This is a genomic window from Moorena producens PAL-8-15-08-1 (assembly GCF_001767235.1).
In the GTDB taxonomy this organism is placed as follows: Bacteria; Cyanobacteriota; Cyanobacteriia; order Cyanobacteriales; family Coleofasciculaceae; genus Moorena; species Moorena producens_A.
On sequence record NZ_CP017599.1, the window covers coordinates 2785824 to 2800202 of the forward strand.

12 protein-coding genes, 1 tRNA gene and 1 pseudogene are annotated in these 14379 nt (G+C 42.0%); 11 read left to right on the forward strand and 3 right to left on the reverse strand.

The genetic code is table 11. From position 1 onward, the window contains the following. Positions 1–649 precede the first annotated feature (649 nt). The 6 genes from BJP34_RS10555 to BJP34_RS10585 all read left to right on the forward strand — a co-directional run bounded on the left by BJP34_RS10555 (position 650) and on the right by BJP34_RS10585 (position 5419). Complete coding sequence (locus tag BJP34_RS10555; protein ID WP_070392308.1) at positions 650–1171, forward strand: GNAT family N-acetyltransferase; 522 nt, start codon at positions 650–652, stop codon at positions 1169–1171. A 63-nt stretch (positions 1172–1234) separates the two neighbouring features. Continuing rightward, a tRNA-Pro gene (locus tag BJP34_RS10560) sits at positions 1235–1308 on the forward strand. Positions 1309–1621: 313 nt separating this feature from the next. Further along, on the forward strand, positions 1622–2389 hold the full coding sequence (locus BJP34_RS10565) for a Tic22 family protein (protein WP_070392309.1): 768 nt from the start codon (positions 1622–1624) through the stop codon (positions 2387–2389). Continuing rightward, positions 2386–3333: a peptide chain release factor N(5)-glutamine methyltransferase gene (gene prmC / locus BJP34_RS10570; RefSeq protein ID WP_070392310.1), complete on the forward strand. Its 948-nt coding sequence runs from the start codon at positions 2386–2388 to the stop codon at positions 3331–3333. Before BJP34_RS10565 ends, prmC begins: the two co-directional genes overlap by 4 nt. A 102-nt stretch (positions 3334–3435) precedes the next feature. Next, the gene (locus tag BJP34_RS10575; RefSeq protein ID WP_070392311.1) at positions 3436–4038 is read left to right on the forward strand and encodes an L-threonylcarbamoyladenylate synthase; all 603 of its coding nucleotides are present in this window, start codon (positions 3436–3438) and stop codon (positions 4036–4038) included. A gap of 388 nt (positions 4039–4426) precedes the next feature. Then, positions 4427–5419: a sensor histidine kinase gene (locus BJP34_RS10585; protein ID WP_070392313.1), complete on the forward strand. Its 993-nt coding sequence runs from the start codon at positions 4427–4429 to the stop codon at positions 5417–5419. On the opposite strand, the gene BJP34_RS10590 is transcribed toward BJP34_RS10585, so the two are convergent. Then, positions 5379–5849, reverse strand: coding sequence for a GNAT family N-acetyltransferase (locus tag BJP34_RS10590; RefSeq protein WP_070392314.1), 471 nt, complete (start codon positions 5847–5849; stop codon positions 5379–5381). The two genes, BJP34_RS10585 and BJP34_RS10590, sit on opposite strands and share 41 nt — an antisense overlap. A gap of 328 nt (positions 5850–6177) precedes the next feature. On the opposite strand from BJP34_RS10590, the gene recJ reads away from it, so the two are divergent. The 5 genes and pseudogenes from recJ to BJP34_RS10610 all read left to right on the forward strand — a co-directional run bounded on the left by recJ (position 6178) and on the right by BJP34_RS10610 (position 12675). Further along, entirely contained in the window at positions 6178–8241 is a 2064-nt protein-coding gene (gene recJ / locus BJP34_RS10595; RefSeq protein WP_083305096.1) for a single-stranded-DNA-specific exonuclease RecJ, read from the forward strand. A gap of 205 nt (positions 8242–8446) precedes the next feature. Next, positions 8447–8908, forward strand: coding sequence for a cupin domain-containing protein (locus BJP34_RS10600; protein ID WP_070392315.1), 462 nt, complete (start codon positions 8447–8449; stop codon positions 8906–8908). Between the two features lie 243 nt (positions 8909–9151). Further along, the gene (locus BJP34_RS46375) at positions 9152–9316 is read left to right on the forward strand and encodes a cupin domain-containing protein (protein ID WP_229424454.1); all 165 of its coding nucleotides are present in this window, start codon (positions 9152–9154) and stop codon (positions 9314–9316) included. Positions 9317–9333: 17 nt separating this feature from the next. After that, positions 9334–9456 (forward strand): annotated as a pseudogene (locus BJP34_RS50370) (cupin domain-containing protein); the annotation flags it as partial. A gap of 129 nt (positions 9457–9585) precedes the next feature. Next, positions 9586–12675 carry a Crp/Fnr family transcriptional regulator gene (locus BJP34_RS10610; RefSeq protein WP_070392316.1) on the forward strand — a complete coding sequence of 1030 codons (3090 nt, stop codon included), beginning with the start codon at positions 9586–9588 and terminating at the stop codon, positions 12673–12675. 168 nt (positions 12676–12843) lie between these two features. On the opposite strand, the gene BJP34_RS10615 is transcribed toward BJP34_RS10610, so the two are convergent. Continuing rightward, the gene (locus tag BJP34_RS10615) at positions 12844–13539 is read right to left on the reverse strand and encodes a CatA-like O-acetyltransferase (protein WP_070392317.1); all 696 of its coding nucleotides are present in this window, start codon (positions 13537–13539) and stop codon (positions 12844–12846) included. 535 nt (positions 13540–14074) lie between these two features. Next, a complete protein-coding gene (gene psb30 / locus BJP34_RS10620; protein WP_070396607.1) occupies positions 14075–14209 on the reverse strand; it encodes a photosystem II reaction center protein Ycf12/Psb30 in 135 nt (44 codons plus the stop codon). Positions 14210–14379 lie beyond the last annotated feature (170 nt).

The following is a 14379-nucleotide window of genomic DNA, read 5'->3' on the forward strand; positions in this document are numbered from 1 at the left end:
CAAGCGTGGATCTGATTCATTTCTCACCAATTCTGCTGATTAGCCTAGTCTAACTAATCTTCCCCAACTTCCCCACCTTCGGTAGCTTGCCGACTTTCGTTGTTAGGTGCGCTCTTACCATTAAGAATTAAATTCTCGTGACGGTGCCCGCCTGTTGATGCAAAGCGCGAGTGGTTTTGGGTCTGTGTGCGGAACACCACCATTCTCCTTTGGAGAAACTACGTGAACGCACCGCTGTTTGCCCCATGGAAACCCCCGTCAGGCCACTGCATCGGTTGTTGATTTAGATTCGCGCAAGGGCAGCAAACAGCTGTGCCCCCTCCGACGCGAGCATCTTATCCAAGCGACTTCAAAGAGCGCGACCGATGGGAATGCTAGGATAATAATTTATATAGGAGGCTTAATAGGAGGCTTAATTGTGGTATTATCATTTGCACAAAGAATTAGTTTCAGATCAAGGTAGGTCGGGTATGATAGTTTTCCTGGTGGAATAAAACCAATAGATCAAATATCACTTTCTGTTTTTTGAAACAAACATTTAAGTCTGGCTCTGGTTGACCGAGACCCAGAACGTCTGAGCCGTCAGGGAAAGAAGACCATTACCAGTTCAAGTAGCTCACAATTATGATAACGCCACTGTCACACCTGCATGGGTTTTTGGAAAAGCTTCTTTAGCAGTTCTGACACTGCTTTGCCTCAAACACGACCGGAAGGAGATACCGTAGAAGGTGTAAAATATCGCACCGACGGTACCTCACGGGTATTTTTCAGTACAACACGAGAAATTGACCTGTACGAATTGGAAGAACTTTGTGATGCTGTTGGTTGGTCTCGCCGTCCTCTGCGCAAAGTTAGGAAAGCCATTCAGCATAGCTTTTTGGTTACTTCTATGTGGTACCAGCGAGGTAACACGAGGCGCTTAATTGGCTTTGCCCGTGCCACTTCTGATCATGCTTTCAATGCGACAATCTGGGATGTAGTGGTTCATCCAGATTTCCAAACCAAGGGACTGGGCAAAGCTTTGATGAGATATATGATCAAAAAATTGCGCAGCCAGGATATTAGCAATATCACCTTATTTGCCGATCCTCAAGTGGTAAGTTTTTACCGTAAAATGGGATTTATGCCTGACCCAGAAGGTATTAAAGGCATGTTCTGGTATCCAGATTAATCTCGAGTACACACAAAGCGCCAAAAGTGAGTTATACTGGTTATACTACTAAGAGGTAGCATCCGGGATGTAGCGCAGCTTGGTAGCGCGCCTGCTTTGGGAGCAGGATGTCGCAGGTTCAAATCCTGTCATCCCGATTTTAAATTCATAAGTCAATAAGTCCATAAGTAAATCATAAAATCAGTCAAGACACTAGGGTAAACTCAGTGGAACTTGATACAGTCAGATACAGTCAAACTTGATACAGTCAAACTTGATAAGAGTTAGCTACAGGGGGATTAAACGCCACTGATCAGCGCTTGTTAACAAGCCAGCTCAAGCTATGATCGATCAAGTTTGATTTGAATCTCTGCCTCTACTAGAGGTTAGTGAGGTGCGTTCAGATCTCTCAGTGAGCAGGGTATTCTAGTTGTAACAGGCTCTTCTTCGTTAAAATTCGAGGTAATTTCTATGAAATCATTGTTCCGTTGGGGCACAACATTAAGTTTAGTAGCGAGTGCCTTACTAGGCTCAGTGAGTGTGGAAAATTTAGCGGCACTGGCTCTGACCGAAGAGCAGGTAAGAGAAAAGTTGAAAGCTGTACCTGTATTTGCAGTTACTGATAGTAAAGGTTCGCCACTAGTAGCCTCCATTCCAGATCAGCAAGATCAAAAGAAGACTACCTCAGTGGCAGGTGTGTTTATTAGCCAAGAAGATGCTAATGCGTTTGTACAGCGTTTAAAGCAGGAGAATCCTGAGCTAGGTAAGAAGGTACAAGTAGTTCCTGTATCTTTGGGGGAAGTTCATGAGCAAAATCAAAAGAATCGCACTGTTCCCAATGGTTTAAATTTTGCCTACATACCAAACCAACAGCAGGTAAAGCAGGCACAAGCGATCTGGAACCAAAATGGTCAAGAAAAAAAGCCATTTCAGGGCGTACCGCTGTTTGTTGCCAAAGAAGCTAGCAACAGCGGATACCTCACTATTCAACAAAATGGGGTCTCATCAATTCCGTTCTTTTTTAACAAAGAGCAATTGCAGAGTATAGTGAATCGCTATAAGCAGCAAGACCCTAACTCCCAGGTTAAGATCGAGGTAGTGCCTCTAGAGGGCGTTATTAAAACCTTACAGGAGAGGAACGATCAGCAACTAGAGAAAATCGTACTAGTGCCATCCCAGGAATCCCTGAAATTTTTGCAAGGTCTGTCCCAAAATCAACTCCAACCTCCAAATCAATGATTATGGATCAGCGGTGGATGGTCTCGGGAAAAGAACTCTGGCAGTGGCGTCAAGATGCTTGCAAGTCTGCAGCTGAGGCAGGTGTCTCTACAGCTGAAGTGGACTGGTTGCTAAAGGAGGTAGCTGAGCTTGACCCATTAGTGCTACGCTTGGAGTCATGGCAACAGTGTGCATTATCAGGGAAAGTCGCTGAAAACTCAACTATTCAACTTTCCCAACCTCTACCTGTACTTACCCAACTGTGGCAAAGGCGTATCGATCAGCGATGCCCAGTTCAATACCTAGCTGAGGTTGCTCCTTGGCGTCATTTCTCCTTGAGAGTTTCCCCAGCTGTCCTAATTCCCCGTCCAGAAACTGAATCCCTGATTGATCTGGCGGTCAATGCTGTAGCTATGAGCTCTAAACCTGACTTATCATCAGGACACTGGGCGGATTTGGGGACTGGTAGTGGAGCGATCGCTTGTGGACTGGCAGAGGTATTTCCCCATGGGACAATTCATGCCGTTGATTGCACTGAAGAAGCCCTTGCCATTGCTCAACTTAATGCTCAACAGTTGGGCATGGCAGAAAAAATAAAGTTCTACCATGGTTCTTGGTATTCACCTCTAGAAGCCTTAAAAGGTCAGTTCAGTGGTATCGTGGCAAACCCACCTTATATACCTAGTAACTCCCTCAAACAGCTACAACCAGAAATCTACTACCATGAACCCCATATTGCCCTCGACGGCGGCAGGGATGGTCTAGACTGTATCCGACAGCTGATTGAAATATCTGGGGATTATCTGCGCCCCGGCGGTGTTTGGTTAATTGAAATGATGGCAGGACAAGCGGACAAGGTTGTTCAACTACTGCAAAACCAGGGCAGTTACTCTCAGATTCAGATATTTCCTGATTTAGCAGGTATTGACCGCTTTGCTCTAGCTTATAGGAAGTATGAAGTATAAACAAGGTATGCATGGATGCCAATAGGTAAAAAGCTTTGGATAATTTCAGCTAACGTTTACCTTTGACGTTATCGCTTCTACTTTTTAGTGTGCTGGTGAGCAATGACCCAAGTTTCTATGGCTACCCTGATTTCTGAGGCTCTCTCAGGTAAGCTGGTAAGTTTTCCAACAGATACAGTCCCAGCACTAGCAGTGCTACCGCACAAGTCAGAGTTGGTGTTTGAGGCAAAGCGCCGTCCTCAAGACAAACCTTTGATTTTGATGGGGGCATCCCCTAAGTCTCTTTGGCCATATGTTCAAGGTACTTCCGCACAGAGGTCGATTTGGGAACAGATGGCTCAGAAGTATTGGCCAGGAGCATTAACATTGGTGTTACCCGCTTCAGATAAAGTACCTAACGTTATGAATCCTTCTGACCCGACTACTATTGGGGTGCGTGTGCCAGCTTCTAAGGTAGCGATCGCAATTTTGTCCAAGACTGGTCCGTTGGCAACTACCAGTGCTAATTACTCAGGCGAGCCACCTTTACAAACAATGGCAGCGGTTGAGGTGCAGTTTCCCGAGGTATTGACGCTCCAGCCAGCTGAGTTAGAAGCGATCAAACCAGACAAGATTGGCGTCCCGTCTACTGTTGCTAAATGGACAAGCAGTGGCTGGGAAATTTTGCGTGCTGGAGGGATTCAATTAGACGATTCAGGGTTTTAATAGTTCTACTCATCTTTGAAAAAAACTAGCTATCCTTAAAAAGATCTGACAAAAAAGTATGAAGTTTGAATTGTGAAGTATGAAGTTTGAATTGTGAAGGAATCCTGAATTGTGAAGGAATCCTGAAAACCTTATATCGATTGGTTACTTGGCAACAGGTATTTTTTTTAGCCTGGTTGTCTACCCAACTATATCCTTGTCGATTTCCAGCAGTATAAACTTCAACCTTCATTCTTTATCCTTCAATTTTGTTAGGTGTGCTTTCCGTTGCGAATTAAATTCGCTCTAGGTGTGCGCCTCCTAGGCCGCGAGCAATCCCTCGCGGCCTAGGGTCGCACCAACGGGCTCGCACCTGTTGACGTTTTTAGTGTGGCAAGACTTAATAAGCATGGGTGAGACGGATCTGATCTATTTGCTAGTAGGCATTGGGTTAGGAGTTATCGGGAGTCGCTTCAGGAAATTTTTAAAGGTGCGCTTTCCAATGGCCGGGGAACCCGACCTTGGGTCGCACCTCCATGAAAGCACAGACTCAAAGACCTCTGGATGCCATCAAACTGATACTGATGCTGAAGAAATCCAGCGTCTGAAACAGGAATTCAAGCAAAATCAATTGGCTTACCAAATGGCAATGGAAATGAGCCAGTTTAAAGCCGGATTTTTGGCACGAACTTCCCACGAGTTGCGATCGCCTCTGAGTCGGTTGATTGGTTTACATCAGTTGATTTTGTCTGATCTGTGTGAGTCTCCAGAAGAAGAGAGAGAATTTGTGAACCAGGCTAACGCCTCTGCCCATACTATGGTTAAACTGCTTGATGAGGTGACTGCTGTAGCTAAAACTGAACACGGTACTAACGTTTTGGAGATTTGCTCAGTCTCTTTGAAGCAGCTGTTTGAAGACCTCTATCGTCTGACCCATTTGCAAGCTGCCAATCGCAATCTCCAGCTGGAAATAGTTCCACCTGACCCCCAAATTCACGTTTTAGTCGATCCACGGCGTTTTCGACAGGCATTAGTCATGATTGTGGATACTGCAATTACTCAGATAAGTAGTGGTCAAATTAAAGTTTGGACTGCACTCTCCTCTAAATCTGAAACAGTTTCCATCTTGATTGATATGCCCTGTGCCATCAGCTGTTGGGCTGAAGCTGTTGATTTATTGCAATTACCTCCAGATCAATCAAAACAGCCCAGTGAAATGGTATCCACTTCATCTGGACTGACGTTGTTGATGATTCAAACACTCCTGGAAGTGATGCAGGGGCGTATAGAAGTATTAACGCTTCCCAGTGAAGAAGCTGACAATGATACCTCTGTTGAGAATCTTACCCGGTTTCAAGTTTCTATACCCCAGGGGATTCCTGAGATTGTAGAGCCTTACTAGGCACTGGAGTAACTAGAGGCTGATTGTACAATACCATTGTGGTACTGGAGTTCACCTCAAAACCAATGCGTTCGTAAAAACTTTGTTGATGGGTGGTCATCAAATAAACTCTCTCTACTCGGCTCATCTGAGGATGAGAGAGTACAGTTTCCACTAGCTTACGCCCTAGCCCAGCTCCTCGATAGTCTGGATGGATAACGACATCCCAAATGGTTCCCCGATAAATTCCGTCAGAGGTAGCTCTAGCTAATCCAATCAGCTTCTGGTTATCCCAAACGCTGATGACAGGATTACTGTTAGCGATCGCAACTTGCCAATCCTCGATTTTTCGGTCTTTTGCCCAAAAAGCACCTAGATGAAACAATTGTTTTAGCTGGTAATAGTCGATTTGAGATTTGCGATCGCAAAACTGAATATGGCGGTAATCCATAGTTACCAAAGTTCCTTCTGATTTTGTTAAACGTGCCTTGAAATTGACTTACTTTCCTGATGTTAGTCTGGAGTTTTAATGAAAACTGTTTAAGTGAAAATAGGGTTGATAGCCTGTCCTATTGACTACTTTTAAGTAATAGAAACCAGACAATTTATCCTGATTAATTAACCAATTAATCAGGATTAAACGGGTTTGCAGATAGCTGTTAAAGATATATCTATCTATAGGTTATCTCTGGCTTGACAAACCCAGGGAGCTGAGTATTACAAAATGTTAAGATCATAACCTATTGTAATTATCTCGGTCAAATCCAATAACTGATACTATGGGTGGTAGTATGGGCTATTGTTGTTCGATCACGACACCTGTGCACAACCACCTCTCACCCACCCCATCCAAACCCCATGCCCAATTGCCTAATCAGCGTTGGGAAATTGCCCCCCTCAAAACTGAACAAGCTAACCAACTCGCCCAAGCTAGAGGGATTTCCCCCCTAATCGCTCAACTCCTGATCAATCGGGGCATGGAAACATCTGAACAAGCGGAGGTTTTCCTAAATCCCCTATCTCAGGTGATGCCTGCACCGATTGATGAATTTCCCGATTTGGCAATTAGTGTGGAGATGCTCACTGAAGCGATCGCAAATCAAGAAAAAATCGCTATTTGTGGAGACTACGATGCTGATGGCATGACCAGCACGGCTTTGTTACTCAGAGCATTGCGCTGGTTGGGGGCTGATGTAGACTACGCCATACCCAGCAGGATGACAGAGGGTTATGGCATCAATACACGGATTGTGGAAGAATTTGCGGAGGAAGGGGTGGGTGTGATTTTAACGGTTGATAATGGTATTGCTGCCCATGAACCTATTGCTAGAGCTGTAGAACTGGGAATAACGGTTATTGTCACTGACCACCATGACCTACCTCCAGAACTTCCAGACGCTGATGCCATTCTCAATCCCAAGCAACTGCCGGAAGAGTCACCCTACCGAAGTTTAGCCGGTGTAGGGATAGCTTACATTTTAGCTATCTGTCTAGCACAAGAACTGGGTCAAATCAAAGGCTTGACCCAACAGCTGTTAGAACTATTTACTCTGGGAACTATTGCGGATTTAGCTCCTTTAACCGGGATCAACCGACGTTGGTTAAAGCGAGGCTTAGGGTTATTGCCTCAATCTCAATTAGCAGGAGTTCAAGCATTAATCGAGATAACTGGGGTTAAAGATGACCAAAAATCCCTCAAGCCGGAGGATATTGGATTTAGACTAGGACCAAGAATTAACGCTATTGGTCGCTTATCGGATCCCCAAATTGTAATTGAACTGCTGACGACCACTGCACCGGAAGTAGCACTTGAGAGGGCAATGCAGTGTGAAGAAGTGAACCAACGGCGTCAGCAATTGTGTGCTGATATTGAACAAGATGCGATCGCATTTATTGAGGATACTGGACTAGATTGGGAACAGAAGCGGGTATTAGTGATTGTCCAACCGAATTGGCATCATGGAGTCATTGGCATTGTTGCCTCCAGATTAGTAGAGCGCTATGGTGTCCCAGTCTTTATTGGAACGTATGAAGACAAGGACCAACAACACATTCGCGGTTCAGCACGAGGCATAACTGAATTCAATATTTTTGAAGCCTTAGAGTTCTGCAAAGACTTACTGGGTAAATATGGAGGACACAAAGCAGCTGGTGGATTTTCCCTACCTGCTGAGAACTTAAGCACCTTTGAACAATCCCTTAGCGGTTTTGCCCATCAATCTCTAAAACCTGAACACCTCAAACCTCTAGTTGCTATCGACGCTAGTCTAGAGTTCTCTGAAATTACCTCTAACCTTTACCAGCAATTAGATCTGCTTCACCCGTGTGGGATTGGCAATCGGGATCCTGTCTTTTGGAGTGCCAATGTCCAAATCCTTGAGCAACGAGTTGTTGGTAAGGGACACATTAAGCTTACCTTGAATCAGGACAATCAATCAGTCACAATTAAAGCTATTGCTTGGCGTTGGGGGGAATACTTCCCCTTACCTAAACGAGTAGATATTGCCTACAAGTTGCGAGAGCATCATTGGGAGGGCAACACGACCATTGAGTTAGAGTTAGTGGGTGTCCGTCTACCCGTAGTTAGTAGTACAGTTAATAGTACCTCAAGCCCCAAAAAAGCGGAATTTTATTACAATCAGCGCCGCTACACCTGTAGCCTTTGGGAATCTTTAAACGAACTAAGAATTAGAAACCCAGAAGGGAAAGTCCTAGCGATTCAGAAAGGACAACGCATTGGACTTTTGGGTACTAAACGGGAAGATGCTAGAGAAGTTAATGTCACTAAACCTCCTTACTACCCTTTGATCAAAGCAGCAACTCGTGCGTTGGGACTCAGTTGAACAAAATGTCTCGCGCAGTTCCCACCTAAATCGAAGATTATAGGTGGGGTTAGCGACACCAACAAAAAACACTAGCTTTTCTTATTCTTTTGACCATTTGATGAGGTAACTACTGGCAGTTGCATGTTTGGTGGTTAACTGAAGTTGAAACGCTACTCTACTAACATAGTATATTGTTTGAAATCTGAAAGATCTAATTAAACACATGACTAAACCACTTAACTTGATAGAACACCCAGAAGGAGGAAGATACCAGGAGGTATTTCGCTCCAACATTTCAGTAACTGCAAGTGATTCTAGCGTCAAGTCTGCTCTTACTCATATTTACTTTTCTCTGAACCAAGACGAAAAGAGTCGGTTTCATCGGGTCATTGGTGATGAAGTTTGGAATTTATACAAAGGCACGGGTATTTACCTCTACCTCTGGGATGGTACCGATTCACCACCACAACGTATTACATTATCATCTGAAGAAAACCAGTTCTGCTACGTTGTGCCTTCCGGTGTGTGGCAGGCAGCAGTACCCATTCAAGGTAGCGTTTTGGTGGGTTGTTCCGTTGCACCAGGCTTTGAATTTTCATGTTTTGAGCTTCTCGATAGTGGCTCAAAAGAAGCGCAACTTCTCTTCTCTATTGCACCAGACTTGCGCCAGCTAGCCCTTCCTTGATAGGCTATTACTACAAAACAATAAATTTTTTTCCCATCCCAATAGAAGATTATGAATAAACACCACCTAATTCAAAAGTTAGGCTTGCAAATGCATCCTGAGGGTGGCTATTATTCGTAAAATTATCGTTCTCAAACAATTATTGTATTGATACCGATAGAGAAGGTAAACAACGAGCTGTAATGACCTCTATATATTATATATTATCTCCTGACAGATGATCGTCCTATTGATCATTTTCACATCAATCAGTCAGACATTATGCACTACTTCCATGCAGGTTCTCCCGTTCTCTATCTAGTTATTCATCCCAACGGAACCTTGCAAAAGTTCAAACTCGCCATGGATCTGGCAAAAGGAGAAACACCCCAGATTCTTCCAGTGGTTACTGGAAAGCTGCGGTCTTAGAAGAAGGAGAGTTTGGACTCCTGGGGGAAGCCGTTGCACCTGGCTTTGAATTCCGCGACATGGAGATTGCTCAACCTGAAACATTCCGTCAGCAATTTCCTAACCTCTGGGATCAGCTCGCCCCATATGTGAAACAGTAATTGATAACTTCCAATCTTCATCCTAAGACCTTAAATTATTTAACCTATAGAATTGCTTACATGGGAATAAAAAAAAGCAACAGGGTCTGAAAAACCCATCAAACAATCTCTGAATTGGAAATTTCAAAAATGAATATCGAAAACCTATTAGCACAACTTCTTGTCTTTAAAGGTCTGACCGAGCCACAGCGTCAAAGGATATTAGAAATTAGTGAAATTAAGCAATATCAATATGGTGAGCATATTTTTGACGAAGGAACAGACAGTCACGATCTCTATGTTGTCCTAGAAGGCCAAGTTGATATTTTGATCGACCCAGCTTTGCAGGGAAATGTGGAAGAAGGAACAATTGGAATGAAAAAAATTGCGGAAAAAATTCAGGGAACATCCTTGGGAGAAATCTCTTTAATTGATAAATATCCTTCTCCTAATTCAGCAATATGTGCTTCAAAGGACACCAAATTATTAAGATTTTCAAAAGACGCATTGGCCAGACTCTATCAAGATGATCCTGATATTGGTTATAAAATCACCCAAAATATTGCAACTATTCTCTCTGCTAAAGTTCGGAAACGTAATTCATTAGTGGCTCAACAAGCTCTTAGCAATTACTACCTTTATTTTTTCTGTGAAGAACTTTCTGCCGAAGCCTATCAATGTGATAGTATTATTCCCTTAACTAAAAAACTCGTCATCAGAGATCAACATCAATTTATGTTGTCGGGTTCAGGCTCAATTTCAGGTGTTGTTCCCAAAAAAGAAGACATTGATATTGCATTTTTTTCAACTCCTAGTATACTTCACAAAGTTTTAGAACCGGGAACTCCTTCTGGTGTAATGGTTTTAAATACCCTCTTTGATCAGATTGGGAATAATCATCTAAACGAAGACCTCCCTAAAGATCTATTTGAGGTGATATGTACCCCTAGTAATTCAGGAAAATCCGGTTGCCTGGTTGTCCATAAGCAGTACGATTCACATCAGCAAACCTTTTTTATTAACTGGGAAGTCAAAGGCATACATTATGATCAAGCCTCTTCAACAATAACAGCTAATATTTTTATCTACATGGGTCAGAATGAACAGTCTGTTGGCAAACAGGTTGAAGAGTTGATTTCAAGCATTAATATGCCAATTCAGCATTATGTTTATGATAATTTACCCGAAAAATTAAGTCTTCAGTGTAGCAACCCCTATCATCTCTTTGTGCTTCACCATCGGACTCATGAAGTTGTCATGACTTTACAAACCCTGGATGCCTTAGGATTTCACATTGATGCATTCATTGGGATTCCCTATGGTGAAAGTAATTGGCCGATTATGAGGATGTTAGATCATGTTTCTGGTCAAACCTATCGATGTTTACGTATGATTCAACACCCGATCAAGCCAACGCAATACAAGTTTGACTTTAAGCAGTCCTCTTTTCTCCCAAATACTGATGAAAAGTTATTTGTTAACCTGTATGAAAAATCGGAAGTTAATCGAAACTATATGAGTGCAATGATAGGGTTAGTTGAAACAGAACTCGTTCGCTGCATTCAAACATGTATCAAACAAAATAAAAAACTGTTGATTTATGAAGATGGAGGATATGCTGTACCTTTAATTTATCAAATTTATCAAGACCCAAATCATAGTTTACATTCTCTGTTCAAGAAGGCTGTCGATGAAAATCTTATTATTGGTGCTGTTGAAGTAACTACTGCTGGGGAAAAAAGAGACCGGACCGCTATAGAATCTTATCAAGGAAAAGCTTTGTTTCCTGTGCTTTCTACAGCACGGGATGACATCAAGGTGATTTTCGAGGCAAAAGGGGTTTCACAAGCAATTATTGATTCAACTTCAACAGCTTTAGGCCGATTAGGATTGCCAACATTTGAAACACGGAAAGTAGCGGTCATTGGAGGTAATGGTGCCATCGGAACCCGGTTGGTTGAAGAACTCACAGAAATGCAAAATAGTACAAGTCATGTTTTTGCTGTAGATATTGTCGATCAAGCATTTTATAGAGAAATTGACAGTCAAAGATTTCCCTATGCTGCCACAAAAGTTGATTATTTAAATTTGGGCAGATATATTGTTGAAGACACCTGTTTACCAGTAATTGTCGATTTACCTTTTGGTGAGCGTCACCCTCAATTGTATAGCGATAAGATTGAGAAATCGGTGCTAGAATTTTTCTCACCCTCTCCCAAGTACGAATCTTTTAATGAATTAGTTATAACTAATGCTTTCCCCAGCCCAGAATCTTCCTTGCAGACGCTATGGTATCAAACAAATACGTTGAATGGTTTATGGGAATCTATCCGTCAGCAATATGGATATGTCCCTGAGAAAATCGAACTGTTACCCAATGGCCAAGGAATGAGTCAAATCTTTAGTAAGCAAAATTGCTTAAAAAAGGTGACCTTATTAGTTCCTGAACAAATACTATCTTTCCGAAAAGTTACGCGCCTTATTCAAAACCACATTGATACAATTATTGGGGTTACCGGCTCGCTTGTGTTGGATGAGCTGGATATCAATGCGTTTTTGACTAGAAAAAATATCGGAGATCTTGTAGATGAACTGATTCTTACCAGTGGTTCATCGAAGGATTATGAATTTAGAAAGGCAATAGTTTTTCTAGACGAGTTATTAGAAATTATTTCCGAAAATACAATCGATATTCATCAACAGTTAATCTGGTACAAGAGATATTATGAGCATAAGTTGTGTTTTATTTCAGATAGTGAGACTGAAGTCATTCATCAAGTGCTTTCTTCTTCGGAAACATCTGATTCTCTAGTAGCTAAACTAAAATATTATCCTGAATTCATCAAGAGCATGGGTTTAAATGATGTCGAATCTAGTACATGGGTTTCTTGTTTGGTTGAATGGATTCGGCATCAGATCAAAAATAATATTTCAATTCACAAATCCTTTCATGATGATATTGGTACGGTCTATCATATTCAATTTAATGGTCAATCTAAAAGATTAGTACTGTTAGCAGATGGTTTTGTGATCAACTTTTTTGCTAAACATGAGAAAGGCGTAAAAACAGAATATATTGATCCAATTGTCACAATGCAACTCCTGGGTTTGGTCAAACTTGCGACGACTGAAAAAGGTATAGAACCAGGGGTTTATCGCATGGCACAACGTTTCAAGACCGATGATATCGATTTGTTTTGGAAAGCACTTGATGATAAAAGTCGTCCTATAAAATTTTAGTTTGATCCGAGGTTGTGGGGTTGCTGAATCTTCGAATGAATAGAAGTAGGGTGGGCATCCTGCCTGCCCGGGAATGAAACAGGCAAGATGCCTGTTCCACCAAGAGGCCCATTCCACAAAACTTTTAAAATCATTCCATTATTAAGCAAGGCCGAGGTTGTTATCATTTCATTCAACTTGTGTCAAAAAATCTTGATAGGTTTGCATTAGCTTATTCAAAACATAAGGATCTGAATTAGCATGATCGAAAGTAATGCTCAACGGAACAGTCAGTCCTTGGTGCGAATTATACCGTTGTCCAAAGTAAAATATAGGTCGCCCCGTCTTCATGATTCCACGGTGTATTTGAAATGATGTAAAGTTTAAGTCAGGTAGGTTTCCAATGAAATGAGAAATAGCCCATGTCAAAGGAGGAATAGAGCCAACATCTTGCTTGGGATTTTCAAGAGAATCTCGATAAATTATGACAAATGTTGTCCAATCAATTAAGCTGACATCGTTAATAATCACATCTTTAAACCGATCCTCTCCGCCAACAGCAATTGTAAAGTACAGCGGAAGGTTTTTAAACACATACCATTCTCGATCGATTTTGCGGGTGCAAAACGTCCAGTTTAAAGATAATGCTTTGACTAAATTCCAAACAAGATAAGCTTGAAAAGAGGCTCCTTGTGCATTTTGAAATGACTTTTCATAAATTTCACGAGCACCTCCCAAGTCTAGCTGTAGAGTTATCGAAAGGTTAGGGTTTAAAACAAATTCTTCATTATGAAAAAAAGAGAAAGCCCATTGTTGATATTTGCTCAATTCATCTAGCTTTAGTTTAGTACCCTGATATTGTTCCAAAGCCTCTTGTAAGTTCATCTTGTTAATAGTAGGGGATACAAACTTTTCGTTGGGTGTACGGCAGCAAAAGTTCTAACGGGACATTGAGAAAGCCAATTGTCCTGGGAACGAACCTTAATAAATTTAGCTGTTCAAGATAGCATGAATCCCCATCCAAATCAAAGATTATGGATGGGGTGCCTTCAAAGTTAAACTTAATAAGTTACAGGTTGTAGGTTTTATACTGAACTTTTAATCTACCCTACACCGAACGCCAAAGCAGGGTAAGCGCAAGAAAAAATTGCCCATAATGTACATTGGCTAGATATCGGTTGATCGTGTCTCGAAACCCCTATAATCTCGTAAAACTGTACTCACAATAGAGTGATTTTGTTGAGAATAGCGTGGTTTCTTTATCAATAAGCCTAGGCTTATTGATTCTTGCGCTTACCCTGAACGCCAAAGGCGAACAATCTTAGCCTTTTGGCCACCCGTGCGCGTTCAACCTTCAACTGCGTTACCTACCCTAAACCAAACACCAAGGAGGAACAACCACGTCACCTTCAACCCTAGATTAAAGGTCGCCTCTAAGAGCATATAGGGCGAAAATGACCACTGGACCAGCAATCACAACAGCTGCCAGCATACTCAGCTGAGCAATCAATACCCAATCGATGTTACCTATAAAATCTAAAAAAGCTAAATACATATGTTCTCCAGAATTGACCCAACAAAGGCGATGGTGACTAATCACAATCCATCGCTTAGATTTTACTGGGTAATGATCTGCTTTTTTTAAGTAAGTTTACAAAAATATACAAAACTCAATGGCAAGCCTGACTACACCTATCACGGGTGAAAACTCGCTAAGCTAGATAT